At 66.3% G+C, this 25,972-nt stretch carries 24 protein-coding genes; 16 read left to right on the forward strand and 8 right to left on the reverse strand.

Features of this window, described 5'->3' with window-relative positions:
- The first annotated feature begins 78 nt into the window (after window positions 1-78).
- The 13 genes from lptD to P8014_RS06020 all read left to right on the forward strand — a co-directional run bounded on the left by lptD (window position 79) and on the right by P8014_RS06020 (window position 14,015).
- On the forward strand, window positions 79-2,265 hold the full coding sequence (gene lptD, locus P8014_RS05960; protein ID WP_337816391.1) for an LPS assembly protein LptD: 2,187 nt from the start codon (window positions 79-81) through the stop codon (window positions 2,263-2,265).
- Window positions 2,249-3,580: a peptidylprolyl isomerase gene (locus P8014_RS05965; RefSeq protein ID WP_337816392.1), complete on the forward strand. Its 1,332-nt coding sequence runs from the start codon at window positions 2,249-2,251 to the stop codon at window positions 3,578-3,580. The genes lptD and P8014_RS05965 overlap by 17 nt, the downstream gene beginning before the upstream one ends.
- Before the next feature lie 4 nt (window positions 3,581-3,584).
- The gene (pdxA, locus tag P8014_RS05970; protein WP_337816393.1) at window positions 3,585-4,574 is read left to right on the forward strand and encodes a 4-hydroxythreonine-4-phosphate dehydrogenase PdxA; all 990 of its coding nucleotides are present in this window, start codon (window positions 3,585-3,587) and stop codon (window positions 4,572-4,574) included.
- Window positions 4,571-5,350 carry a 16S rRNA (adenine(1518)-N(6)/adenine(1519)-N(6))-dimethyltransferase RsmA gene (gene rsmA, locus P8014_RS05975; RefSeq protein ID WP_337816394.1) on the forward strand — a complete coding sequence of 260 codons (780 nt, stop codon included), beginning with the start codon at window positions 4,571-4,573 and terminating at the stop codon, window positions 5,348-5,350. Before pdxA ends, rsmA begins: the two co-directional genes overlap by 4 nt.
- Window positions 5,351-6,336: 986 nt before the next feature.
- On the forward strand, window positions 6,337-7,461 hold the full coding sequence (tal, locus tag P8014_RS05980) for a transaldolase (RefSeq protein WP_337816395.1): 1,125 nt from the start codon (window positions 6,337-6,339) through the stop codon (window positions 7,459-7,461).
- Window positions 7,458-8,171: a 6-phosphogluconolactonase gene (pgl, locus tag P8014_RS05985; protein ID WP_337816396.1), complete on the forward strand. Its 714-nt coding sequence runs from the start codon at window positions 7,458-7,460 to the stop codon at window positions 8,169-8,171. Before tal ends, pgl begins: the two co-directional genes overlap by 4 nt.
- Before the next feature lie 31 nt (window positions 8,172-8,202).
- A complete protein-coding gene (locus tag P8014_RS05990) occupies window positions 8,203-9,210 on the forward strand; it encodes a glucokinase (RefSeq protein ID WP_337816397.1) in 1,008 nt (335 codons plus the stop codon).
- Window positions 9,211-9,323: 113 nt separating this feature from the next.
- Complete coding sequence (locus P8014_RS05995) at window positions 9,324-9,890, forward strand: YqgE/AlgH family protein (protein ID WP_337816398.1); 567 nt, start codon at window positions 9,324-9,326, stop codon at window positions 9,888-9,890.
- Complete coding sequence (gene ruvX / locus P8014_RS06000) at window positions 9,883-10,329, forward strand: Holliday junction resolvase RuvX (RefSeq protein ID WP_337816399.1); 447 nt, start codon at window positions 9,883-9,885, stop codon at window positions 10,327-10,329. The genes P8014_RS05995 and ruvX overlap by 8 nt, the downstream gene beginning before the upstream one ends.
- Window positions 10,326-10,862 (forward strand): bifunctional pyr operon transcriptional regulator/uracil phosphoribosyltransferase PyrR, encoded by a 537-nt coding sequence (pyrR, locus tag P8014_RS06005; protein ID WP_337816400.1) that lies wholly within the window; start codon window positions 10,326-10,328, stop codon window positions 10,860-10,862. The genes ruvX and pyrR overlap by 4 nt, the downstream gene beginning before the upstream one ends.
- Complete coding sequence (locus tag P8014_RS06010; RefSeq protein ID WP_337816401.1) at window positions 10,859-11,857, forward strand: aspartate carbamoyltransferase catalytic subunit; 999 nt, start codon at window positions 10,859-10,861, stop codon at window positions 11,855-11,857. The genes pyrR and P8014_RS06010 overlap by 4 nt, the downstream gene beginning before the upstream one ends.
- Window positions 11,854-13,143: a dihydroorotase gene (locus P8014_RS06015; protein WP_337816402.1), complete on the forward strand. Its 1,290-nt coding sequence runs from the start codon at window positions 11,854-11,856 to the stop codon at window positions 13,141-13,143. The genes P8014_RS06010 and P8014_RS06015 overlap by 4 nt, the downstream gene beginning before the upstream one ends.
- Window positions 13,140-14,015, forward strand: a complete 876-nt coding sequence (locus tag P8014_RS06020) for a dihydroorotate dehydrogenase electron transfer subunit (RefSeq protein WP_337816403.1) — start codon at window positions 13,140-13,142, stop codon at window positions 14,013-14,015. Before P8014_RS06015 ends, P8014_RS06020 begins: the two co-directional genes overlap by 4 nt.
- A 30-nt stretch (window positions 14,016-14,045) precedes the next feature.
- Here the strand turns inward: P8014_RS06020 and P8014_RS06025 are convergent, their stop codons facing one another.
- From P8014_RS06025 to P8014_RS06050, 6 genes are all read right to left on the reverse strand, one after another.
- Window positions 14,046-14,612: a hemerythrin domain-containing protein gene (locus P8014_RS06025; RefSeq protein WP_337816404.1), complete on the reverse strand. Its 567-nt coding sequence runs from the start codon at window positions 14,610-14,612 to the stop codon at window positions 14,046-14,048.
- Window positions 14,613-14,713: 101 nt separating this feature from the next.
- The gene (locus P8014_RS06030; RefSeq protein WP_337816405.1) at window positions 14,714-15,547 is read right to left on the reverse strand and encodes a 2OG-Fe dioxygenase family protein; all 834 of its coding nucleotides are present in this window, start codon (window positions 15,545-15,547) and stop codon (window positions 14,714-14,716) included.
- Between the two features lie 173 nt (window positions 15,548-15,720).
- Window positions 15,721-16,476: a peptidase gene (locus P8014_RS06035; RefSeq protein ID WP_337816501.1), complete on the reverse strand. Its 756-nt coding sequence runs from the start codon at window positions 16,474-16,476 to the stop codon at window positions 15,721-15,723.
- A 100-nt stretch (window positions 16,477-16,576) separates the two neighbouring features.
- Complete coding sequence (recQ, locus tag P8014_RS06040) at window positions 16,577-18,757, reverse strand: DNA helicase RecQ (RefSeq protein WP_337816406.1); 2,181 nt, start codon at window positions 18,755-18,757, stop codon at window positions 16,577-16,579.
- Window positions 18,758-18,793: 36 nt separating this feature from the next.
- Window positions 18,794-20,185, reverse strand: a complete 1,392-nt coding sequence (locus P8014_RS06045) for an ATP-binding protein (protein ID WP_337816407.1) — start codon at window positions 20,183-20,185, stop codon at window positions 18,794-18,796.
- Window positions 20,185-20,865, reverse strand: coding sequence for a response regulator transcription factor (locus P8014_RS06050; RefSeq protein ID WP_337816408.1), 681 nt, complete (start codon window positions 20,863-20,865; stop codon window positions 20,185-20,187). The genes P8014_RS06045 and P8014_RS06050 overlap by 1 nt, the downstream gene beginning before the upstream one ends.
- A gap of 188 nt (window positions 20,866-21,053) precedes the next feature.
- Here P8014_RS06050 and P8014_RS06055 point away from each other — a divergent pair, with 188 nt between their 5' ends.
- Both P8014_RS06055 and P8014_RS06060 read left to right on the forward strand, forming a co-directional pair.
- Window positions 21,054-21,575 (forward strand): Spy/CpxP family protein refolding chaperone, encoded by a 522-nt coding sequence (locus tag P8014_RS06055; protein WP_337816409.1) that lies wholly within the window; start codon window positions 21,054-21,056, stop codon window positions 21,573-21,575.
- 277 nt (window positions 21,576-21,852) lie between these two features.
- Window positions 21,853-22,056 carry a cold-shock protein gene (locus tag P8014_RS06060; protein ID WP_337816410.1) on the forward strand — a complete coding sequence of 68 codons (204 nt, stop codon included), beginning with the start codon at window positions 21,853-21,855 and terminating at the stop codon, window positions 22,054-22,056.
- A 68-nt stretch (window positions 22,057-22,124) separates the two neighbouring features.
- Here P8014_RS06060 and P8014_RS06065 read toward each other — a convergent pair whose 3' ends face one another.
- Together P8014_RS06065 and P8014_RS06070 are read right to left on the reverse strand one after the other, a co-directional pair.
- Complete coding sequence (locus tag P8014_RS06065; RefSeq protein WP_337816411.1) at window positions 22,125-23,366, reverse strand: FAD-dependent oxidoreductase; 1,242 nt, start codon at window positions 23,364-23,366, stop codon at window positions 22,125-22,127.
- Window positions 23,363-24,775, reverse strand: coding sequence for an aldehyde dehydrogenase family protein (locus tag P8014_RS06070; protein ID WP_337816412.1), 1,413 nt, complete (start codon window positions 24,773-24,775; stop codon window positions 23,363-23,365). The genes P8014_RS06065 and P8014_RS06070 overlap by 4 nt, the downstream gene beginning before the upstream one ends.
- Window positions 24,776-24,981: 206 nt before the next feature.
- Between P8014_RS06070 and P8014_RS06075 the strand changes: the two genes are divergently transcribed.
- Window positions 24,982-25,941: a nucleoside hydrolase gene (locus P8014_RS06075; protein WP_337816413.1), complete on the forward strand. Its 960-nt coding sequence runs from the start codon at window positions 24,982-24,984 to the stop codon at window positions 25,939-25,941.
- Window positions 25,942-25,972: the final 31 nt, after the last annotated feature.

Below are 25,972 nucleotides of genomic sequence, written 5' to 3' on the forward strand. Positions count from 1 at the left end.
TCACATGCACAGGCCACGACCTCGCTTCGCGGCAGCGCATGACGGCCGTCGCGACCCGATTCCGTTCAGAGTAGTCTCATGGCGATACGCCGCTGCATCCTTGCCCTGTTCGGCATGCTAGGCACCCCGGCCGCCGTCCTGGCGGCAGGCCTGCCCACCGACGGTTGGCAACTCTGTCCGGCACCGGTCAGGCCGACGCTGCCCAGCTACGGCGACGACCTCGTCCACGTGCTCGCCGACAGGGCCTTCCTCAAACAGAATGGCGTATCCGAACTGCAGGGCAACGTGCAGATCACCCGTGGCGACCAGACGCTGATGTCCGATGCGTTGAGCTTCGACAATCGCACCCAGGAAGTCACCTCTCCGGGAGCGCTGACCCTGGAAACGCCGACCATGCAGATCCGGGGAGGTTCAGGGCACTTCAACCTCGGCCGCCACAGCGGCAACGTCAACGACACCCGCTACCAGTACTACCCCGCACACGCCCAGGGCCGTGCTGCCCATATCGCGCGTAAGAACGCCAACCTGACCACGCTGACCCACGCCACCTACAGCACCTGTCCGATCGGGCATCAGGCCTGGGTACTGTCGGCCTCCAGCCTGCGCCTAGACCGGAAGGACGATCAGGGCGTCGCGCGCGACGTCGTACTGCGCTTCAAGAACGTACCGATCCTGTATACGCCGTATCTCAGCTTCCCGCTCAGCAACAAGCGCAAATCCGGCCTACTGCCGCCGATCATCGGCGAATCGACCAACAGCGGCTTCGAATACCGCCAGCCGATCTACTGGAACATCGCCCCCCAGGCCGACGCGACCTTCACACCGCAGATCCTCACCCGGAGAGGCGTCGGCCTGGGCACCGAATTTCGCTACCTCAGCCCGAACAGCTACAGCGTGCTGGAGGGCAATTATCTACCCAACGACCGCCTCTACGGCAACTCGCGCTGGCTCTATGCATTCCATCAGCAGGCAACACCGCTGCCCGGCCTGAGCACCCACATCAACTACAACCGCGTTTCGGACAACGCCTACTTCAACGACCTCGGCAACTCACTGGACGTGAGCAGCACCACCAAGCTCGAGCGCAGCGCCAGCGCCACCTACAGCGCCGCCAACTGGAATATCACCTCGCGGGTGCAGAAATACCAGATACTCGATCCCTCGTTGAGTACCAGCGACCTGCCCTACGAGCGCCTGCCTCAGATCGACTTCAACGGCTGGCTGCCCGACAATAAGCTCGGCCTGCAGACCATGCTCAACGCCGACTGGACCCGCTTCATACGTCGCGACAGCGTCACCGGTTCGCGGCTCGATCTCACGCCCGGCCTGCGCCTGCCGCTGAGCGGCGCGGCCTGGTTCCTGACCCCGGCGCTCAAATACCGCTACACTTCCTACCACCTTCTGGACCAGGCGCCCGGCACCTCCGCGGATCCCACGCGCAGCCTGCCCATCGCCAGCGTGGACGCCGGCGTGTACTTCGAGCGCAATGCTGGAACGAATACCCTGCAGACCCTGGAGCCGCGCGTGTACTACCTGTACGCGCCCTACCGCGACCAGCAGAACCTGCCGGTCTTCGATACCTCGCTCAACGACTTCAGCTTCAGCCAACTGTTCAGCGACAACCGCTTCTCCGGCGGAGACCGTGTCGGCGACGCCAACCAGCTCAGCCTCGCCCTGACCACCCGCTTCATCAACGCCGACACCGGCGCCGAGCGCTTCAGCGCCAGCCTCGGGCAGATACTCTATTTCCGCCCGCGCAAGGTCACCCTGCCGGGTAATCCGGTCGAGAAGCAGCACCGTTCCGACTATGCAGGCCGGCTCAGCGCCTCCCTCGCCAACCACTGGAACGCGACCGGCGACATGACCTACAACCCGTACGACCATACCGTCGACAGCGTGTACACGGGCGTGCAGTACCATCTCGACCGCCAACGCTTGGTCAACCTCGGCTACCAGTTCCGCCGCGGCAGCGTCGACCAGAGTGACGTCAGCTTCATCTGGCCGCTCAACGCCCACTGGCAGACCACCGCCCGCTGGAACTTCTCGGTACGCGACGGTCGCGTGCTCGACGCCTTCGCCGGGCTGCAGTACAACAGCTGCTGCTGGGCCGCCCGCGTACTGGCACGCCGCTATGTCACCAACACCGACGGCAAGTACAATAGCGGAATCTACTTCGAACTCGTCCTCAAGGGCCTGGGCAACCTCGGCAACCCGATCGGCTCCTATCTGCAACGGACCATTCCCGACTATGCATCGTCTTCTTAAAGTACTGTTAGCCTCCCTGCTGTTCACGGCGTTGCCCGTCGGCGCCAATGCCGCCGAACCGGCCCAGGCGCCGCTGGTACCGCTCGACAGCATCGCCGCCATCGTCGACAACGGCGTCATCACCATGCGCCAGCTGCAGGAGCGAACCACTCAGATCAAGGCCGAACTGCAGGCCCGCGGCACGCAACTGCCGGCCGATGCCGTACTCGAGCGCCAGGTACTCAACAGCATGATCCTGGAGAAGATCCAGCTCGGCATCGCCGCCCTGAACGGTATCCGCATCGACGACCAGACCTTCAATGACGCTCTGGCACGGCTGGCCCAGCAGAACGGCATGACCGTCGCCCAGATGCACGACAGCATCGTCGCCGATGGCCATAGCTGGGCGAGCTTCACCAAGCAGATACGCGACCACCTGACCATCCAGAAGCTGCAGCAACGCTCCGTCGACCAGAATATCCGCGTCACCGAGCAGGAAGTGCGCGACTTTCTCGCCCAGCACGCCAACCAGCTCGACCCCGGACTGCAGTACCACCTGGCGCAGATTCTGATCCCAATCCCCGGCGCGGCCTCGCCCGAACAGATCAAGAGCGCGCGCAGCGAAGCCGAGAAACTGCGCAAGCAGGCCGATGGCGGTGAAAGCTTCGCCAAGCTCGCTGTGGCGCACTCGGCCGGCCAGCACGCGCTCGACGGCGGCGACCTCGGCTGGCTGGGCGCCGACCAGCTTCCCACCTATTTCGTGCGTGTCGTCAACATCATGCAAAGCGGCGATATCAGCCAACCCATCCGCAGCCCCAGCGGCTACCATCTCGTCAAGCTGCTCGGCGTTCGCGGCGGCAAGAAAGTCACCATCACGCAGACCCATGTGCGGCACATCCTGATCAAGATCACTCCAACCATGAGCAGCGCGCAGGCCCGTGCCAAACTCGAACGACTACGCCGCGAGATCGAGCGGGGCGCCAGTTTCGCCACCCTGGCAAAGGCCAATTCGGACGACACCGGCAGCGCCGCCAACGGCGGTGATCTGGGCTGGGTCAATCCCGGCCAGTTGGTGCCGCAATTCCAGAAGGTGATGAACGAAACCCCCGTGGGCAAGGTCAGCCAACCGTTCCGCACCCCCTACGGCTGGCACATTCTGGAGGTTCTGGGTCGCCGTCAGCACGACAGCACCGAACAGATGGTCCAGGCGCGCGCCAAGCAGATCATCTTCCAGCGCAAGAGCCAGGAGGCCCTGAACATATGGCTGCGCCACATCCGCGACCAGGCCTACGTGCGCATCCTGCTCAAACGGCACGGCGCCCAAGACGCCGGCTGACGACTTGCCGACGCTCGCCATCACCCCCGGCGAACCGGCCGGCATAGGCCCCGACCTCGTCGTCCGACTGGCCCAGGCCGGGCCCGCCCCGGACACGGCCTGGATCGTCATCGCCGACCCACAGCTGCTCGCCGAGCGCGCGCGGCAGCTGGACCTGCCGCTACGGCTGCGTGAATACACGCCCGGCGCGCCACCGACTGCAGTCGGCGAACTCTGCGTGCTCCCCGTCGAGCCCTCGGCCGAGGTCGTCCCCGGACACCTCGATCCGCGCAATGCCAGCTACGTACTTCGCACCCTCGAGCGCGCCACCGACGGCTGCCTCGCAGGCGAGTTCGACGCGCTGGTCACCGGACCGGTGAACAAGAGCGTAATCAACGACGCCGGCACCCCGTTCAGCGGCCACACCGAATTCCTCGCCGCCCGCTGCAACGGCGCACACCCGGTCATGCTGTTGGCCGCCGACGAACTACGCGTGGCGCTTGCCACCACCCATCTGCCGCTGTCCGAGGTCAGCCGCGCGATTACCCGCGAGCGCCTGCAGCGTGTGCTGCGTATCCTGAACCGCGACCTGCGCACGCGTTTCGGCCTGTCGGAGCCGCGCATCCTCGTCTGCGGCCTCAATCCGCATGCCGGCGAAAGCGGCCATCTCGGCCGCGAGGAGATCGACATCATCGGCCCGGCCCTGGAGGAACTGCGCAGCGAAGGCCTGAAACTGTTCGGCCCCCTGCCCGCCGATACCCTGTTTACGCCACGCCATCTGCAACATGCCGACGCCGTGCTCGCGATGTACCACGATCAGGGCCTGCCGGTGCTCAAGTACGCCGGCTTCGGCCATGCCGTCAACATCACCCTGGGGCTGTCGATCGTGCGCACCTCGGTCGACCACGGCACCGCCCTGGAACTGGCCGGTACCGGCCGCGCCGAGACCGGCAGCCTGCAGGCCGCGCTGGAAGCGGCCGCGGATATCGTGCGCCGCAGCAAGACGCCAGGATGAACCATATCCCGCGCAAGCGCTTCGGGCAGCACTTCCTGCACGATCCGAACGTGATCGAACGCATCGCCGCCGCCATCGCACCACAGCCAGGCGATACCCTGGTCGAGATCGGCCCCGGCGAGGGTGCGCTAACCACCGCGCTGCTCGCCCGCATCCCGCGCATGCACGCAGTCGAACTCGACCGCGACCTGGTACCACGGCTGCGGACGCGCTTCGGCGACGCCCTGAAAATTCACCAGGCCGACGCGCTGCGCTTCGACTTCGCCAGTCTCGCCCCGCCCGAAGGCCTGCGCGTGGCCGGCAACCTGCCCTACAACATCTCCACACCGCTGATCTTCCACCTATTGGAAAGCGCCGCGCTCATCCGCGACATGACCTTCCTGCTGCAGTTGGAAGTGGTCCAACGGCTTGCCGCCGAGCCCGGCAGCAAGCAATACGGCCGTCTGTCCGTGATGGTGCAATACCGCTGCCGGGTCGATGCCCTGTTCCGCGTCGGCCCCGGCGCCTTCACCCCTCCGCCCAAGGTCGACTCCGCCGTGGTGCGGCTGCAGCCCTATCCCGCGCTGCCGCATGCGGCACAGGACGAAACGCTGTTCGCCAAAGTCGTCGCCCAGGCCTTCGCCCAGCGCCGCAAGACCCTGGGCCGAGCGCTCAGGGACATGGTCGACGCGCCGCTGATCGCCGCGGCCGGCATCGATCCGGTGCGCCGCGCCGAGACGCTGAGCGTGGCCGAGTTCGTTGCGTTGGCCGATGCGGCGGCGGGCGCCGCTGGCTAGAGCGCCAGACGCGGCGCGCTTTGGCCAACTGGTTTCTAGGATGCAACAACGCACGCAGCAGTTCCGGCAGATTCTATTCTCAAGCGAGTGGGGTCTGTTTCGGGCGCGATTCGATGTCTGGGGTTTCGCTCTGAATCGGTGACGCGCCCGAGCCCCTTTCTTTGCATGCCCAAAGAAAGAGGCGAAAGAAAGGCACCCGAAAGGCCTTGTCCCTACGGGCAGACCTCGAGCGCACACCCCGCCACGGGGCACCGCAGGCACTTGCCCTCCTGGCAAAGCCTGCTCGGGCGGCCTCCCTGCCGCCCGACCCCGTGCCGGGGTGCACGCTCGAGGCAAGGCCTAACGGGAAGCACACGTCAAAACAGAACGTACCCCACACTCCCGAGTTACGAATCAGCTAATTCAGAAAGAGTCGCTTCGGAGTCGCCCGGTTTTGATGTTTGGTCCCCCCTGATCGCTTGCCTCGCGGGCGTGCGCCTGGGCGGGGATGGCCGGCAGGACGCCGGCCAAGCAGCCCTTCGCAGGAAGCGAATGGCTGCGGGCCCCGTTCAGGCGTGCGTTCGCGAGGTTGCCCGATAGGGACAAGTGATCCTGGGGGTGCGTTTCTTTCGCCGGTTTCTTTGCGCATTTCAAAGAAATCGGCTCGGGCGCGTCACCTTGATCTAGCGAATCCCCAGGCATCGAATCGCGCCCGAAACAGGACACCACCGCCAGCAAATACGCCGCCTTCATCCACGCAAGCGCCGCTAACACGTGCCCGAAACGAGCCTAAGAGCGAAAAAGCGGGAAAAGACGTCACTCCGACGCCTAGCAAGAACTCATGCGAACATCGCCGGTCTCACCTAAAATTTAGGGATACGTCGATCGAACGTGCGCCACGGCAACCGCCCGCACCGACAGCCATCCGACGTAACCGGGGAGCACCCGCCGTCGCGCGCCGCGTTCCCGCACCACACACCGCCTCCACGGACAGGAGACAAACGCTTATGCCGACCCCCACCCCCGTACAGCATCTCACCGAACTCGGCCAGAGCATCTGGATCGACTATATCCGCCGCGACATGTTCGACGACGACAGTCTGAAGCGGATGATCGAAAACGACGGCCTGCGAGGCATGACGTCGAATCCCTCTATATTCGACAAGGCCATCGCCGAAACCGACCTCTACGACGACGCGCTGCGCGAAGAACTCGCGCGCGATAGCCAGCAGCCCAATCAGGAGCTGTTCTTCCGCCTCGCCATCGAAGACGTGCGTCGCGCCGCCGACCAGTTCGCGGGCGTCTACCGCGACAGCGGCCACAGCGACGGGCTAGTCAGCCTGGAGGTTTCACCCAGTCTGGCCCGGGACACCGATGCGACAGTGAGCCAGGCGCGTTCGCTGTGGCAGCAGGTCAACCGCGCCAACCTGATGATCAAGGTACCGGCGACCCGCGAAGGCATCCCTGCAATCCGCGAACTGCTCGAGGATGGACTCAACGTCAACGTCACTCTGCTGTTCTCCGTCGAACGCTACCGCGACGTGCTCGGCGCCTACCTCGATGCTCTCGAGGCCCGTCTGGCCGCCGGGCTGCCGCTCGAGAACATCAATTCGGTCGCGAGCTTCTTCGTCAGCCGGGTGGACGGCAAGCTGGACAAGGCACTGGAGGGCCACGGCTCGGCCGAAGCGCTCACCTTGCGCGGTCAGTCCGCAGTCGCCAACGCCAAGGTTGCCTACGCGCACATGCAGGAGGTGATGGCAGGCGAACGCTGGCAGCGCCTCGCGGCCGCCGGGGCCAAACCGCAGCGCCTGCTGTGGGCCAGCACCAGCACCAAGAACCCCGATTACCCGCCGCTGCTGTACGTCGAATCACTGGTCGGACCGCACACGGTCAACACCCTGCCACCGGCCACCTACGATATGCTGCTCGAGACCCCGCTGGAAAACGTGACCGTCGATCAGGACGTCGACCAGGCCCGTGCGGTTCTGTCCCGGCTGGCCGAATTCGCCATCGACCTCAATGCGGTCACCGATCAGCTCGAGAACGAAGGCGTCAAATCCTTCAGCGACGCATTCCAGCACCTGCTCGGACGCATCGAGGAACGACGCTCCGAATTCAGGACCGCTTCGTGATCCCTCAGCAACGCCTGCCCGACACCGCAGCACTGCACGAAGCCGCAGCCCAGCGCATCCTGGAACTCGCCCGCGCGGCCATTGCCGCGCGCGGCGCCTTCCACATCGCGCTGTCGGGCGGCAACACGCCGCGCGGCCTGCATGCGCGCCTGGCTCGCGAACCGGGCGTCGACTGGCAGCACTGGCACGTCTGGTTCGGCGACGAGCGCTGCGTCCCCCCCGATCATGCCGACAGCAACTACCACATGGCCCGCGAAACCCTGCTCGACCGCGTCACCATCCCTGTCGGCCAGATACACCCCATGATTCCCGCGGCCGGGCTGGCACCGGCTGAGGCCGCCCGTCTCTACGCGGCACAGCTGGCGGACGAGGCGCCGCGGCGGGACAACCGCCCCGAACTCGACCTGATCCTGCTCGGCCTGGGCGGCGACGGACATACCGCGTCGCTGTTTCCGGGCACCGCCATCCTCGACGAACACGAGCACGACGCGGCCGAAGTGTTCGTTCCCAAACTCGATGCCTGGCGCGTATCACTGACCCGACCCAGCATCGAGCGCGCCCGCCACGTGCTGTTCCTGGTCGACGGCAACGGCAAGGCCGACATTCTGCAACGGCTGGAACGCGGCCCCGCCGAGGCCGAAATGCCGCTGCCCGTGGAACGTCTGCGGCCGCAAGGGAAACTTGAGTGGTATATATCTCAACCGCAATAAAACCGATACCACACACTATGGAGGCAACCATATGCACCTAATCGCCGGAGACATCGGCGGAACCAAGACCCTGCTCGCACTCGCCCGAGCAGGCGAAGCCGGGCCCGAGATCGTTGCGGAACAGCGCTTCTCCAGTGCCGCCTACAGCGATATCGTGCCGATGATCCGCGAACTACTCGACACCCTAAGCGACGAGACAGTCGAGCTGGGAGCCGCCTGTTTCGCCATCGCCGGCCCCATCGAAGGCGATGGCCAGGCGCAGTACGCGCGCCTCACCAACCAGCCCTGGGATCTCGACGCAGCCGCCGTACGCAAGGCCTTGGACATTCCCGGCGTCAAGCTAATCAACGACCTGGCCAGCATTGCGCATGCCGTCGACGTACTGCCCGCGAACCAGCGGGTCGTATTGCAGGAGGGTCGCCAGATCGCCAATGGCCAGCGTCTGGTCGCCGCGCCGGGCACCGGCTTCAACAGCGCCATCGCCTGCCCCGGCGACGGACCGTTGCGTGTGCTGACGGCCGAGTCCGGCCATGCCGCGTTTTCTCCAGCGAACCTGCGCCAGCTCGAACTGATCCGCCACTTCACCGAGCGCGAAGGCCGTTGCTCGCGCGAACACCTTCTCGCTGGCCCCGGCCTGCCGCGCCTGCTCGATTTCATCTGCCGTGAGGCTGGCCACCCGGCCGGCGCCGCCTTGCAGCAGGCCATGCACCAAGGCGATCCCTCTGCAGCCATCGGCGAGGCCGCGATTGCCGGCAGCGACGGACTCGCCGTCGCCACGCTGGAACTCTATGCCGACATCCTAGCCGGGCAGCTCGCCGACCTGGCGCTCGCCGCGCTGCCCACCGGTGGCGCCTACCTGGCTGGAGGCATCCCTCCCAAGATCCTGCCCTTCCTGCAGGCGCCGGGCTTTCTGTCCGCCCTGCACGACCGCCCACCGATGAACCACCTACTCGAAGCTCTGCACGTCGAGGTCATCCTCGACCAGCGCGCGGGGCTGCTCGGCGCGCTGGAGGCCGCATGCCAGGCATCGAACATCTGAGACGCTCCGGACCGGCTCTCCCATGCGACTGCCGCTACCCGGACGGGTGACGGCAGTCGCCCAGCGCGCTACCGCTCTTGCCAGCATCACGGTGCGCGCCGGATACTATGCGCATGAGCGCCGTGACTTCTCTTGCCAACCAGTTCCTGATCGCCATGCCCCAGATGGCCGATCCGAATTTCAGCCGTACGCTCACGCTGATCTGCGAACACACCGATCAGGGCGCCATGGGGCTGGTCGTCAACCGCGGCATGGACCTGCGTGTGGGACAACTGCTCGAACACATGGACCTCGAAGCCGCGGATGCCGAACTCGGCAGGCAGCCGGTGTACTACGGCGGACCGGTGGAGATGGAACGCGGCTTCGTGCTGCACCGGCCGCTGGGAGCCTGGGAAAATACCATCGCCCTCAGTGAAACGCTCGGCCTGACCGCCTCGCGCGACATCCTCGAGGCCATGGCCAACGGCGAAGGCGGCCCGGCCGATGCCATGATCATGCTCGGCTACGCCGGCTGGGGCGCGGGCCAGCTCGAAACCGAACTCGCCGACAACACCTGGCTCACCCTGCCGGCCGCGGAAGCCATACTGTTCGAGGAAGCGCTGCCGACGCGCTGGCAGGCCGCGGCCTCGCGCCTGGGAGTCGACCTCACCCTGCTGAGTTCAGAAGCCGGGCATGCCTGAGGGCGGCACCGCCTTGTGCTTCGACTACGGCACACGGCGCACCGGTGTGGCTGTCGGTCAGCGACTTACGGGCACGGCCCGCCCGTTGACCACGCTCGACACGCCCCAGGGCAAACCCGACTGGCGGGCCATCGACGCACTATTGCGCGAATGGCGCCCTGCGCAGCTGGTGGTCGGCCGCCCGACCCGTATGGACGGAACCGCAGTGCCGATGACCGAGGTCGCCGAAGACTTCGCCCGCGAGCTTGGCGAGCGCTTCCGACTGCCGGTGGCACTGGTCGACGAGCGCCTCAGCTCCCGCGCCGCCGAAACGCTACTGCGCGAACAGCGCGCCGAGGGACGTCGCGGGCGCATCGACAAGGCCGACGTCGACCGCTACGCTGCCGCCCTGCTACTCGAAGACTGGCTCGCCCAACCTCCCACCGACACACACCCATGACCGACACGCCCGAACTGCCCACCGTACCGCCGCTGCTCGACGCGCTGGCCGAACGCCTGCGTGCCGAACTGGCCGGCGACATCGACAACGCTATGCTGGTCGGTATCCACACCGGCGGCGTTTGGCTCGCCGAAGCGCTGCACGAACGCCTTGGGCTGGCACTACCGCTGGGCACCCTGGACGTCAGCTACTACCGCGACGACCTCGCCCGCGGCGGGCTGCATCCGCGCCTGCAGCCCTCGAGCCTGCCCGGCAGCGTCGACGGCAAGACCGTCTGGCTGGTCGACGACGTGCTGCACACCGGCCGCACCGTACGCGCAGCGCTCAACGAGATTTTCGACTTCGGCCGTCCCGCCCGCGTGCGCCTGATTGCATTGATCGACCGCAACGGGCGCGAACTGCCCATCGCCGCCGACTTGGCCGGCGCCCGCCTCGAACTCCCGCAGGAACTGCGCGTACACCTGCAGGGCCCCGATCCCTTGCGTCTGGCGCTGGGAGAAGGCCGCGCCCAACGCGAGGAGGAGCCGCGATGAACGCCCTCAATCCGCGCCCGGGACCGCTGCCCAACGACCTGCAACTGACCGACGACGGCCGCCTGCGCCACCTGCTCGACGTCGAGGGCCTGGGCCGTCCACTGCTGGAACAGATCCTCGACAACGCCGAGTCCTTCGCCGGCCTCAACGACCAGGGCGTAAAGAAGGTGCCGCTGCTGCGCGGCAAAACCGTCGCCAACCTGTTCTTCGAGCCGAGCACGCGCACCCGCACCACCTTCGAGCTGGCCGCCAAGCGCCTCTCGGCCGACGTCATGAGTCTCACCATGAGCGCCTCGTCGACCACCAAGGGCGAAACCCTGCTGGACACGCTGCGCAACCTCGAGGCCATGCAGTGCGACATGTTCATAGTGCGCCATGCAGAGGCCGGCGCCGCGCACTTCATCGCCCGTCACGTTGCCCCCAACATCGCCGTGATCAACGCCGGGGACGGCCGCCACGCGCATCCCACGCAGGCCCTGCTCGACATGTTCACCATCCGCCGCCACAAGGGCGATCTGTCGCGGCTGCGCATCGCCGTCGTCGGCGACGTGCTGCACTCGCGCGTGGCGCGCTCGGAGATCCATGCGCTCAACACCCTGGCCGCCGGCGAGGTACGCGTGATCGGCCCGCGCACCCTGCTGCCGGCCGGCGTCGAGCGGCTCGGTGTACAGGTCTACCACGACATGGACGAAGGCCTGCGCGACGTCGACGTGGTCATCATGCTGCGCCTGCAGCGCGAACGCATGCGCGGCGCGTTCATCCCCAGCGAACACGAGTACTTCCAGCGCTACGGCCTGACCGAAGCGCGCCTCGCGCTGGCCGCTCCCGACGCCATCGTCATGCATCCCGGCCCGGCCAACCGCGGCGTCGAAATCACCTCGGAGGTCGCGGACGGCCCACAGTCGGTGATTCTGCGCCAGGTGACCTACGGCCTGTCGATCCGCATGGCGGTCATGTCCATGGTCATGGGCGTCAACCCGAAGGTACCCGCATGAAGCGCATTCTCATCCGCCAGGGCCGGATCCTCGACCCGGCCAACGGCGTCGACCGCATCGCCGATCTCGCGCTCGCCGAGGGCCGCATCGTCGGCCTCGACCCGACCGGTTTCCAGGCCGACGAGACGCTGGACGCCAAAGGGCTGTGGATCCTGCCCGGACTGGTCGATCTGGCCGCGCGCCTGCGCGAGCCGGGCGAGGAACACAAGGGCACGGTGGCCAGCGAGTGCCGCGCCGCGGCCGCGGCCGGCGTCACCACGGTCTGCGCCCAGCCCGACACGCAGCCGCCGATCGATTCGCCGGCCGACGTGCGCCTGCTGCGCCAGAAGGCCGAGGCTGCGGCCGGCGCACGCGTGGCCGTGGTCGGCGCGCTCACCAACGGACTCGACGGCGAGCACCTCACCGAGATGGCCGCGCTGGCCGAGGCCGGCTGCGTCGGCATGAGCAATGCTCAGCGGCCCGTAGCCGACCTGCTGGTGCTGCGCCGCGCACTGGAGTACGCCGCCGGCCTGAGGCTGACGGTGTTCGCCCAGCCCATGGAAGCAACACTGACCCGCGGCAGTTGTGCGCACGAAGGCGCGGTAGCTTCGCGGCTGGGCCTGGCCGCCATCCCGGTGGCCGCCGAAACCGCCGCACTCGGACATTGGCTGGCGCTGGTCGAACAGACCGGCGCACGGGTGCACTTCGGCCGCCTGTCCAGCGCCGCTGGCGTGCGCCTGCTCGCGCGCGCGATCTCAGACGGCCTGCCGGTCAGCGGCGACGCCGCCGCCCACCAGCTGTTCCTGACCGAAATGGATGTGGCCGATTTCAATCCGCAGTGCCGCGTATTGCCACCGCTGCGCGCCGAACGCGATCGCGACGCCCTGCGCGACGCCCTGGCCGACGGCACGCTGAGCGTGCTGTGCTCCGACCACCAGCCGCATGAAATCGATGCAAAACTGGCCCCCTTCGCCGAAGCCCAACCGGGTATTTCGGCGCTGGAGACCCTGCTTCCCTTGAGTTTGCGGCTGGTCGACGAAGGCGTACTGCCGCTGGCCGAAGCGATCGCTCGCGTCACCCATGCGCCGGCCGGCATTCTCGGCCTCCCAACGGGCACGCTGAGCGCAGGCGCCGCCGCCGACCTTTGCGTGTTCGATCCGCAGGCCGAATGGGAGCTGGACGCCGACCAACTGCTCAGCCGCGGACACAACACACCCTTTCACGGCTGGCCGTTTCGTGGCCGCGTACGCCGCACCTTCATCGATGGCCGCGAGGTCCACGCCGCTGACGGAGAACCGGCCGCATGAACGCCAAGCCGCATCGCGACACCATCCACGTCGAGGACGCGGAGATTCTCGCCCATCATGCGCACGAAGCCGATCAGTACGTCCTGCGCGTGCACGCGCCGCGCTGCGCCGCGCGCGCCGAACCGGGCAGCTTCGTGCACCTGACCTGCGACCCGCAGCTGCCGTTGCGCCGGCCGCTGTCGATCATGCGCACCGACCCCGAAGCCGGCTGGGTGGAGTTCCTTTACAAGGCGCTGGGACGCGGCACCGGCCTGCTGGCGCGGCGCCAGCCGGGCGAGCGGCTAAGCGTCATGGGACCGATCGGCAAGCCCTTCACGCTGCACCCCGAACGCCGCCGGCCCGTACTGATCGGCGGCGGCGTAGGCATTCCGCCGATGGTGTTCCTGGCCGACCGCCTGCGCCGCCTGCCCGGCTACGAGCCTTTCGCCGTACTCGGCTCCGAAGTGCCGTTTCCGTTCAGCGCCCGGCCTTCGCAGATGCTCGTGCCCGGCCTGCCGGACGGCGTCATCGCCGCGATGCCGCTGCTGGAGGACTGGGGTATTCCCTCGCGTCTGACCAGCCTGCAGGGTTATCCCGGCTGCCACGAAGGCTATGTGACCGACCTCGTGCGCCTGTGGCTACAGGCGCTGCCCGAATCCGAGCACGGCGCGGTCGAGTTCTTCGCCTGCGGACCGCACCCCATGCTCAAGGCGGTAGCGGCGCTGGCCGCGGAGTTCGGCATCCCGGCGCAGATTTCGCTGGAGGAGTACATGGCCTGTGCGGTCGGCGGCTGCGCCGGCTGCACCGTGCGCGTCGAAACGCCGGAGGGTCCGGCAATGAAACGCGTCTGCGTGGACGGGCCCGTGTTCGCCGCCGAAACGGTAGCGTTCTGAATACCAGGCCGGCAGCGACGCGGACCGCGTTCAGGTGCGGAAGCTCTCCAGCCGCTGGTACAGCTTGACGTAGGCTTCCTGCACCTCGGCGCCGAACACCGGATCACGCTCTTGCGGCCCGCGGCGCGCGACCTCGCGCCACTCCTTCGCCGTCATCTTCTCGCGCAGTTCCGGAAACACCAGCCCTTCCTCCAGGTCCAGGTGCTCGAGCTGCTGTTCGATATAGTCATCCAGCCGCGCGACCAGCTCTTCGCGCAAGACCGGCGTATCGTGCATGGCTGCGTTGAGCAACTCGTTGAGGGACTCGGTCAGCTCCGGAAATCTCACGTGCTGCGTCTGCACCTGTTTCAGGGCATCGGCCAGTTCCGGCGAGGCTTCATGGTGTTCGAGGAATACCGAGAACATGGTTTCCTCGCGCGGATGGTGAACACGGTCGGGATAGTGCGCGAAATAATCGACGATATCGGACACGCGCTCGATATCCACCGACTCGTCGGCACCCTCGCGCAGCGCCTCGACGTCGCTGCGCAGCAGTTCCACCAGCAAAGCCATGTTGCGGTGGTCCTCACGTACCTCGTCCAGCGGGTTCTTCGCCATTTCCACCTTCCCCTGTTACCAGAATTCGGCCCGGAGACTCTTTCTCTCTCGTATGGTCAGAGTCTAGGTCAATCAGCGGCGCGGCACATGACTCTGCCCGATCACCGCCCGTGATTCGCGCCTGCCTGCAGAAGAAGGTCGTCATCGGCCCGACGCACCGTGATCACCAGCATATCGCGCACTCCATCGTACGCGGGGTCGAGCACGTGGATGGGAGTGACGCCGTGGCGCACGGCCGCGTCGTCGACCAGCATCGCCTCCAGCGGCCGTTCCAGACAAAGTTCCTGCAGCAGCGTACCGTCGGTGGTGTAGATCCGACTGAGCCCGCCACCGACGTTGTCGCGCGCCATCAGCGCCATGAACACCCTTTCCACGCCGTCGCGGTGCACGCCTTCCGGCGTCGGCCGGCCATCCTCGCCACGGCGGGCGATGATGCGAAACTGATGCGCCTCGATGTACCAACAGCTTCGGGCATCGTCCGCTTCAACACTATCCAGGGCCACATTCAGACAATTCCGCAGTACCGGATTGTCGATGACTTCGGGTTCGATTTCCGCATAGCGCCGGTAGATGCCGCCGTTAAGGGCGTTGTAGGCACGGCTCTGGAAATGCGGGCGATAGGGCAGTTGCCAGACATCGCCGCCCTGGGCCGCGAACACGGCGTGGCGGCGCAGGCGATAGCGGCCACCGTCATTCATGTAGGTGTCCGGTGGCAACCGCGCCCAGCTCGCGCGCAAGGCTTCGAGTGCCTCGTCACCGCCGGCCTGCAGCGCCCGCTCGGCAAAACTCTCGGGCGGGAGATGAGCGTAACCGTGAGCCTCCAAATCCTGCCGTGCCCGGCATTCCACGGGGGTATGCCTGAACAGGTGCCGCGCAGGGCGGCCCTCAGGAAAAACGGCCGCATCCGGCCGCAACGGCATCCATTCCGAATTCATGCTACGTTTCCCGCTTGTACCTGAGTCGAACAGGCTCGATCCATGTGACACGGCCCATCGGCATCCTGCTGCGATACATCACCATCCTGGCTGTATCGACGAACGTTTTCGCAGGTAAACAGCCGACCGCCGATGGGACCGATTTCCATCATACACCCGCGTGCACGGCAGGCTCAGGCGTCTTCGGAACTCTTGAACAGGCTGGGCCGTAGCGGCGGCATGTTCTTGAACGCCTCGCGTATGTTCAAGTCCCAGCTCTGACGGATCTCGCGCAGGAAGGGATGATCGTCCGCCAGCACGATACGCGGGCCGAGGCTGAGGCGATCGCGCGTATAGAGCTGCACTTCGATCGGCGGTCCGACGGTGAGATTGCTGCGCATGGTCGAATCCATCGACACCAGCGCGCAGCGTGCGGCGTCGGCCAGCGATGTTTCGCCGCTGATGATACGATCGAGGATCGGCTTACCGTACTTGCTCTCGCCGATCTGCAGGAACCGCGTGGTGGACGAGGTGGTGATGTAGTTGCCCTGCGGATAGATCAGGTAGATGCCGGGGTCCTGTCCCGCAATCTGTCCGCCGAGGATGAAACTGACCTGCGGATCGAAGCCGGCATTCTGGCCGCCATCGGCATACTTGCGCTGCTCCCCCAGACTCAACTGCCCGATGTACTCGGCAGCGGCCGGCAGGTCGGCTGCCGTAGCCAACGAGATTTTGGCCTCGGGATCCTCCATGTCCTTACGCAGGCGCACCAGCACCGCCTGGGTGGTGCCCAGGTTGCCGGCGGACATCAGCACAAACTGACGCTCGTCCGACACGCCGAACTCGTGCATCTTGCTGTAGGTGCTCACCTGATCGACACCGGCATTGGTGCGCGAATCTGAAGCGAATACAAGACCGGCGTTCACATGGATAGCGACGCAGTAGGTCATCATGGGCCCTCGGAAGTTGAAAGGCGATGCTAGTGTACTGTCTCACTCTGGGCCGCCCCCTCAGAGTGAGACAGTACACTAGGCATCGCCCGCCCCCGCGTCAATGGGCTTCTCGCAGCTCGCCGTCGCGACGCAGCGCGGCCCTCACGCAATGCAGCACACCGTAGGCATGGACGCCATCGAGCGCCTCGAACACCGCCTTCAGCCGCGACGCCCCGTCCTGCGCCGCAAACGCCGTTCGTATCCGCTCCAGTTCAACCTCGCCCAAACCGGTGGCTTCGGCCACATCCAGTTCGCCGCGTTCGATGGCCGTGGCCAGATGGCTATAGACCGTGTCGGGGCGCAGATCGCGATGACGCGCCACCGCCTCGGCATCCATCCCGACGCGGAACAGCTGCAACGTCTCCTCCACGGTATCGCCGGCCGGCTCTGCATGTTCGTCGTCGTGAGCCAGCACCACGTCCAGGAAATCTCCCCCGTAGGCCTCCAGCTTGCGCTCGCCGACGCCGGAAATCCGCGCCATGGCGCTGAGAGTGGCGGGCCGGTCCTCGACCATGGCCATGAGGGTAGCGTCGTTGAAGATCATGTAGGCGGGTAGTCCCTGTGCCTCGGCTAGGACGCTGCGCCGCGCCCGCAGCGCCTCCCACAGCGCGCGGTCGGCCGGGCTGACGAAGCTGCGGTCCTCGCGGCGGCGCCGCTTGGCGGCTTTCGCCGGCCGCTGCCGCCGGCGCAGGTGCACGGCCTGCTCACCGCGCAACACCGGCCGGCTGGCCTCCGTCAGGCGCAGGCCACCGTGACCGGCCAGGTCCACCGTCAACAGGCCGCGGGCGATCAACTGTCGATAGATGCCGCGCCAGTCTTCGGCAGCATGTTCACCGCCGATGCCGAAGGTGCTCACGTGCTCGTGGCCGAAACGCCGGATGCGTTCGTCGTCCTTGCCCAGCAACACGTCGATCAGATAGTTCACGCCGAAGCGCTGGCCGGTGCGGTAAACGCAGGACAGCGCCTTGCGTGCGGCCTCGGTCGCATCCCAGGTTTCGGGCGGCTGCAAGCAATTGTCGCAATTGCCGCAGGGCTGCTCCAGGCTGTCGCCGAAATAGCGCAGCAGCGCCTGGCGGCGGCAGGAGGTCAGTTCGCAAAAGCCGAGCATGGAGTCGAGCTTGTGACGCTCCACGCGCTTGTGGGCCTCGTCGGCCTCCGAGCTTTCCTGCATCTGGCGCAGGGTGATCACGTCCTGCAGGCCGTACAGCATCCAGGCGTCAGAAGGCAGGCCGTCGCGCCCCGCACGGCCGGTCTCCTGATAGTAGGCTTCCAGGCTCTTGGGCAGATTGAGATGTGCCACGAAACGCACGTCCGGCTTGTCGATACCCATGCCGAAGGCGATCGTGGCCACCACCACCACGCCTTCCTCGCGCAGGAAACGCTCCTGGTTGGCGGCGCGTTCCGCAGCCGGCAGGCCGGCGTGATAGGGCAGCGCGGTCAGTCCGCGGGTACTCAGCCAGGCGGCGGTCTCGTCCACACGCCGGCGCGACAGGCAATAGACGATGCCCGCCTCGCCTTCGTGCTCGTCACGAATGAAGCGCAGCAGACGCTCGCGCGCATTGCCACCGCCCTCGGCCACCCGGTAGCGGATATTGGGGCGGTCGAAACCGCTGATGAACTGGCGCGCCTCGGTCAGCGCCAGACGTTCGGCGATCTCGCGCCGGGTCGGCGCATCGGCCGTCGCTGTGAGCGCGACGCGCGGCACCGCGGGAAAACGCTCGTGCAGCACGGAAAGCTGGATGTACTCGGGGCGGAAATCGTGGCCCCACTGCGAAACGCAGTGTGCCTCATCGATGGCGAACAGCGCCAGTGGCGCACGCTCGAGCAGATCCAGCGTGCGCGGCAGCAACAGACGCTCGGGAGCGGCATAGAGCAGATCCAGCTCGCCGGCCAGCAGCGCCTGTTCCACCGCGCGCGCCTCGCCGGCAGCCAGCGTGGAGTTGAGGTAGGCGGCGCTCACGCCGCTCTGGCGCAAGGCGGCGACCTGATCCTGCATCAGCGCAATCAGCGGCGAGACGATGATGCCCACGCCCTCACGCACCAGCGACGGAACCTGATAGCACAGCGACTTGCCGCCACCGGTGGGCATCAGCACCAGCGCGTCGCCCCCGCCGACCACATGCGCGACGACCTCGCCCTGATGAGGGCGGAAGCTCTCGTAACCGAAAACGCTGCGCAGAACCGTCAGCGCGGAATCGGCAGCCGCGCCGCTTGCCTCGGGTTGAACCATGACGGACATGAACTGATATTCAAAGCAGACGGTAGATTACCAGCTTCAGCGTTTCGGCGATGCCTGGCGTTCCGCTTTATGGCGTTCGGACGGGCTCGATACCGGCAGTTCCAGAACCACCTGCAGGCCCCCGCCGTCACGATTTTCCGCCCGCACGTTACCGCCATGGGCCTCGATCGCACGGCGCGTGATCGCCAGTCCGAGACCATAACCGGAACGCCCACCAGTGGGCGAATCCCCGCTGCGCACAAAAGGTTCGAACACCGCCGCCAGCTTGTCCTCCGGCAGGCCGGGGCCACGATCGCCGACGGTAACCCGCATCCAGCCGCTTTCGCGTTCCGCCCGGACCGTCACCTCGCTTTCCTCCGGACTGTGTCGTAGGGCATTGCGCACCACGTTTTCGAAGGCCCGGCGCAGCAGTTCGCCGCGGCCGGTGAAAATCGCCGAATCGCAGTACTCCAGCACTACCCGGCGGCCACCGTCGGCCTCGAAATCGCCGTCCTCGACCACGGTTTCCAGCAACGCGGCCAGATCCACTTCGCCTTCGGCTTCCATGCCGACGCCGGCGCCGAGACGCGCCAGCGTAAGTAGTTCGCCGACCAGTTCATTGAGGCGGTTGCCTTCGCGCTCGATACGTCCCAGCGCGGCATCGATCTTGTCGGGCTGCTGGCGCGCCAGCGCCATGGCCACCTGCATGCGCGCCAGCGGCGAACGCAGCTCATGCGAAACGTCGTGCAGCAGCCTTTGCTGGGTATCGACCATGTTCTGCAGCCGGTCGGCCATATGGTCGAAATCCTTGCCCAGATCGGCGATCTCGTCACTCCTGCCCTTCATGTTGGGCGCGACGCGGGCAGCCATATCGCCCGAAGCCAAAGCATTCGCGGCCCGCTGCAGATGCCGCACCGGGCGGGTCAGATACCAGGCCAGCAACACGCTGAAAATCAGGCTGGCGAGCACGGCGGCACCCAAGCGCACGAACAAGGAATCCTCTGGCGGATACGGATGCGGATGGGCCGGCCGGCCGTTGATCTCGGCCGGGATGAACAGGATGTAGTTATGTCCGTCGGGCGCGGTCACCTCACGCAGGCCGTGCGACGCCCGGCCGTTGGAAATCGCCTCCTTGGCATTGCTGAAGGCCTGTGGCGGCACCGGTCGCCCGAAAATGTCCTGCCCCTGCTTGTTGACCGCGAGCACCGGCATGCGCTGGGTGAAACGATTGTCGGACAGAAGAATCTGCAGAGCCTGCGGGCCGCCGAAGCGCAGCGCCATGGCCGCGGCATTGAGCACGAACTCGGCCCGCGGCCCGCCGGCTGCGAGATAGGTCATGTCCTCAAGCTGGGCCTTGTTGTGCAAATAGACCGCCAGACCCACTGCCGAGCCGATAGCGACCTGGATCAACAGGCCGCCGATGAAGATTTTCCAGAACAGGCGGCCCATCAATGGTGCTCGATGTACTGATAGCCCACGCCACGCACGGTCTGGATCGGTGAACGCCCATCGCCCAGTGTGCCGAGCTTGCGCCTCAGATTGCTGATATGCACATCCACGCTGCGGTCGTAGCGCGCCAGCGGGTGGCCCAGCGCCCGCTCCGACAGGTCGTTCTTGCTAACCACGTGTCCGGAGCTACGCATCAGCACCTCGAGCAGATTGAACTCCGTGCTGGTCAACTCCAGCGCCTCACCCGCCCATTCGGCCAGGCGCTCCGAGGGCCGTAGCACCGCCTCGCCGATCTGCAGTACTTCGCCCAGCTTGGCCGGTACGGCGCGGCGCAGCACCGCGCGTAAACGCGCCACCAGCTCGCGCGGATTGCAGGGTTTGGGAAGGTAGTCGTCCGCACCAAGCTCCAGGCCAACGATGCGGTCCACGTCGTCGCCCTTGGCGGTGAGCATCAGCACCGGCATCAACGACTGCTGACGGATCTGGCGCAGGGCCTCCAGTCCGCTCTGTCCCGGCAGCATGATGTCCAGCACGACCACATCGATGTCGCCACCGAGCGCTGTCTCGACGCCGCTTTCCGCATCATGCTTAAGCGTGACCTCGAAACCTTCGGCAGCCAGGTATTCGCCAAGCATCTCGCACAGTTCGACATCGTCGTCGACCAATAGGATCCGATTCATTTCAAACGTTCGCTCCACGATCCGTCCTTGTTCCGGAAGGCGATGCTGCCACAGTCAAAGCCACCGCCGAGTGCTCTTTCCACAGCTTTACCAACCTTTACCGGAGTTCCGCACATCTTTGCGCTGCACGATCCCATACTGGCTTCCAACGACGAGCAAAACGCTCACCTGATCGAGGGACAAGGGTCATGAAACCCAACGAACTGATCATCGGAAGCATATTCGCAACCGCGCTTACCGCGTTCGGCGCCACCGCCTATGCCGCCCCAGGCAACGGCCCGCAGTGCACCGGCTTCGGCGGCCCGGCCACGCACCACGCGATGCGCGACAGGCAAAGAGGTGCCACTCCGCCCCACTTCCGCCAGCTCGGCCTGAGCGAGGCCCAGCGCAACCAGATCTTCGACATCAAGTACAAGTCGATGCCGACCATGCGCCAGCACTATCAGCAGCTGCGCGCCACGCGCATCGCCCTGCGCGAAGCCTCCACGGGCACCAATTATGACGCCGCCAAGGTACGCACTCTGGCCGACAAGCTCGGCAAGCTGCAAGCCGACATCGCCACGCTGCGCGCCGCGGACCAGCACAAGATTTACGCCGTACTGACCCCGCAGCAGCAGAGCCAGCTGCAGAAGATGCGCAACCTACGCCCTGCCTACGGCACGATGCGCGGCTTCGTCCCGGGAGTTCCGGCCATGGATACCGGTAGCTGATTCCCCTCCTGGCGGCATCGCGCCGCCAATTTTTCTCCCTCCTGAGAGCATTTGGCCCCGTCATGGGGCCATTTTTTTGCCTGTCGAGTGTCGAAAAAATGGTGCCGAAATGGCGTCTGCACTACGTTTCAGCACCAATAGCATTCCCTCAGAACATGGGTTACACTCGGTCGAGCTGCAGTTCTGGCTAAGGTTTCAGGCATGTCCCTTGGGCATCGCCGTCCCCTTCACCACTGCAGTAGATCCGATCCTTTCAGTTACACCAGGTACACATATTATGGCTACAGGCACCGTGAAGTGGTTCAACGAATCCAAGGGATTCGGTTTCATCGCTCAGGACAACGGCGGCGATGACGTGTTCGTGCACTTCAGCGCGATCCAGGCTCAGGGCTTCAAAACCTTGGCCGAAGGGCAAAAGGTCAATTTCGACCTTCAGCAGGGCCCCAAAGGTCCGCAGGCGGCGAACGTCGTCCCCCAGTAAGACCGGAGTCTGTACAACAGAATCCCGGGAACCCCGCCATTGGCGGGGTTCTTCGTTTCAGGCAGATTTCACCCCACCAACCTGCGCGCAAGATGCCGCGCCAGCGTCAGCAGCGTCAGCGTAGGCGGCAGCCCCCAGGCGCCCGGCAGTACCGAAGCATCGCAGACGTAAAGCCCGCGCCACTGCGTTTCCAATTCAGCCCCGACCGCCTCGCCCAGACGCACCGTCGCTCCCGGATGCGCTGCCGTCCACGGCGCCTCGAACACATGCTTCGCCCCCGCCTCGGCCAGCAGTTCCCGCGCCCGCACGACGCCGGTCGCCATGCGTCCGCGCTCCAGCTCGCCGAAAGTCCGCCACGGACGCCCGTCGTCACCGATCCGTCCACCCGGCTCGTCGCGCACCTTCACCATCACCGTCAGCGTATGGCGATGGGCCAGCAAACGATCCGGGCGCCCCGCCTGCAGGGCAAACAGACGATAGAAATTCGCGGGCATGGTCATATCCGACAGCATGTAGCCGGCCTGTGCGTCGACCAGTCCGGCGGCCATGGGCAGCTCGTCGCCGCCCTCGAGGTCGGCCACCGTTCCCATCACCGCGGACAGCGGATCGCATACGAAGCCCTCCCCCACGTCGCGCATGCCGCTGCGACGCAGAATCAGCGGCGTAGCGATGCCGCCAGCAGCCAGGATCACGCGGCCCGCGGCCACACGTCGCAAGACGCCGCCCCTGCGGTATTCCACGCCGTTCGCCTGCGTCCCGTCCCGCAACACGCGCAGCACGTCGGCGCCCGTTTCCACCTCCGCACCCAGCGCCCGCGCCTCGTCCAGCAGACTGCGCGCACTCCAGCGCGCCTCGGGCGGACAGCCCTCAGCCGTACAACGCTCCTGGTACAGCATCTTCGGAAGCGCCATCCAGGATTCATCGCGAGCCCGCGCCACCTCGGCGAGCCGGCGTGCGAAGGGGCCGACCAGCCTGTCGGCCAGCACCGCGGTGGGCACCTCGCCCTTGACCTCGGCCAGAGCCTGATCGAGATCAAGGCCGTGACCGCGAAACAGCTCCAAGGGCGGCTCCACCGCAGTCAGGAAAAACATAGTCGAAGTGCCGCCGGCGCGCAGCGCGCGCAACAACGTCACACCCGGCGCAACGCGCAAGGTCTCGCGCCGCCACCACATCGGCAAGATACGTCCGCTGGGTGCCCGATCTACGCCCTTTTCCAGCACCCGGACCCGTGCCCCGGCGCGCGCCAGATCCCGTGCCAACCAGGCTCCGCCCGGCCCGGAACCGACAATGACTACGTCGACGGTGCTCATCGCCGCCCCTTGCCACGGCCCAGTACCAGACGCATCAGCAACTGGGTGCGCAGCCCGTAGGGCGGGCGCACCCAGTCAGTCACGCTCCAGCGGCTTTGCTCGAAAACGCCCTGGTAGTGCGAAAAACGGCGGAAGCCGTGTTCGCCGCGATACTGTCCTATGCCGCTACCCCCGATACCCCCGAACGGCAGCCCCGGCTGCGCGACATGGAACAGCGTGTCGTTGATGCTCGCGCCGCCGGCGCGCAGGCGCGCGACCGTACGACGTGCCCGATCTGTGTCTTCGTCGAACACGTACAGTGCCAAGGGGTCTGGATGGCGCTCGACCAGAGCTGCTGCGTCGTTCTCGTCGGCATAGGGCAGGACCGGCAGAATCGGGCCGAAGATCTCTTCCTGCATCAGCTTTGCGGACTCGGTCACCTCCGAGACCAGCGCCGGTGCGAACACACCGTTTTCCACCGTGCATGGCTCGCCCCGGGGATTCACCACCCGCACACGCGCCCCCTGACGACGGGCGTCCTCTAGCAGTGCGTCGAGGCGCGCATACAGCATGGAACTTGGGATACGCGTGTAGTCTCCGTCCTCCACCAGCCTGGGATACAGCGCACCGGCCGCGGACTCGGCTGCCTTGACGAACGCCTCTACCTGTCCCTCGGGAACCAATGCGTAATCCGGGGCGATGCAGGTCTGGCCGGCATTGAGCAGCTTGCCCGCCATGATGCGCCGAGCCGCCCGCTCCAATGGATAGCCCGGCGCGACGATAGCCGGCGTCTTGCCGCTCAGCGACAAGGTAGCGGGCACCAGATTGCGCGCCGCCGCGCGTGCCACCACACGCCCGGTGCGCGTGGAGCCGGAGAACACCAGATGATCGAAGGCAAGACCGGGAAACTCCTTACTCAAGTCCGCGCCGCCGTTCAACACCGCCACGTACTCTCGACCGAAGGTCTGCTCCAGTTCCCGTTGCAGCCACGCACCGGTACGCGGAACCAGGCGCGGCATCTTAAGCATCAGCGAATTGCCGGCCGCCAGCGCGGCGATCATCGGCAGCACCGTCAGCAGCAGCGGATAGTTCCATGCGCCGATGATGCCGACCACGCCCAAGGGCCGCGGGAGCAGCCGCGCCCGTGCGGGCCAGAACGGCCAGGCAGTCGCTGCCGACCGGCCACGCATCCAGCCACGCAGGTGGCGGCGCACGTAGCGCAGTTCGGAATGCAGCGGACACAACTCCAGAATCTCGACCTCGCGCGCCGCACGTCCCCCGAAATCGGCCGCCATGAGTTCCGCCAACTCATCACGGCGCGCCAGCAGGTCGGCCAGCGCATCCAGCGCATCGCGCCGCTCGGCATAGCCGGGTGGACCGAGCTGCCGGATGCGCGTCCGCTGTTCTGCAAGAAGTTCGTGGGATGTCATTGACGACCGGGCGTAGGTGTTCAATTCCGTTCTATCCACAAGCGCATGGTAGCAGGCATTCTCTAATTTACGTGCGTGCAACCCAGGTTTCCCCGGCCGCACAGCGTCCACAAGGCTTGGGACCGCCGCACAGCCTGGGGCACAATCATGGTTCGCATCGATCAACCCCACCCGATATTCGCCCCTCCTGCCGACGGATCATCCCCATGCGCCACCTGATCATCGACACCGATACCGCCTCCGACGATGCCATCGCTCTGATCATGGCGCTGCGCGAACCGCAGGCCATCGTTGAAGCCATCACCATCGTCTCCGGCAACGTGCCCCTCGTACAGGCCTCGCGCAACGCGCGCTATGTGGTGGAGCTGTGCGGCGCAGACGTACCGGTGTACGAGGGCTCCGACCGCCCGCTGGTCAAACCGCGGGCACACGCGATCCATTTTCACGGCGAGGACGGACTGGGCGACGTCGGCTACCCGCCACCGCAGCGCCCAGCCACGGACGGCTATGCGGCGCTGGAAATCATCCGCCGCTGCCAGGCCACGCCGGGCGAAATCGAACTGGTCACGCTCGGCCCGCTGAGCAACGTGGCGCTGGCGCTGCGCATGGAACCGCGTCTGGCCGATTGGGTGAAACGCTGCACGATCATGGGCGGCGCCGCCGCAACCTTGGGCAACGTCACACCGGCGGCGGAGTTCAATCTGTGGTGCGACCCCGAGGCCGCACGCATCGTGCTGCACTCCGGCATGCCGGTCACGCTGGTCGGCTGGGAACTATCGCGCGGCGAAGCCTGCTTTACGGCCGCCGAACTGGACCGGCTGCGCGCACTGGATACGGAACTCGCACGCTTCGCCGTGGACTGCAACCGCAGGGCCTTCCTCGCCGCCACGCAGATCCAGGCCGAGGCGGGCCTGAGCCTGCCCGACCCGGTGGCGATGGCAATTGCGCTGGACCCGGACACCTGCACCAAAGCCGTCACTTGTGGCGTGGAAATGGTGCTGGACGGCCCGGCACGTGGCGCCACGCTGGTCGACATCCTGGGCGTCGCCGGCCGCGGCGAGAGCACTGGCGATCCGGCATGGGCAGCGCCTGTGCCGGTCTCGGAAGTCTGTCGCACACTGGACGCCGCACGCTTCAAGGCTCGGGTGTGTGCGGCGCTGAGTTGACGGCTTGCGCGAACAGCCGCAACGGCATAGA

The sequence above is a fragment of the Acidihalobacter sp. genome, assembly GCF_037381185.1.
Classification (GTDB): domain Bacteria; phylum Pseudomonadota; class Gammaproteobacteria; order DSM-5130; family Acidihalobacteraceae; genus Acidihalobacter_A.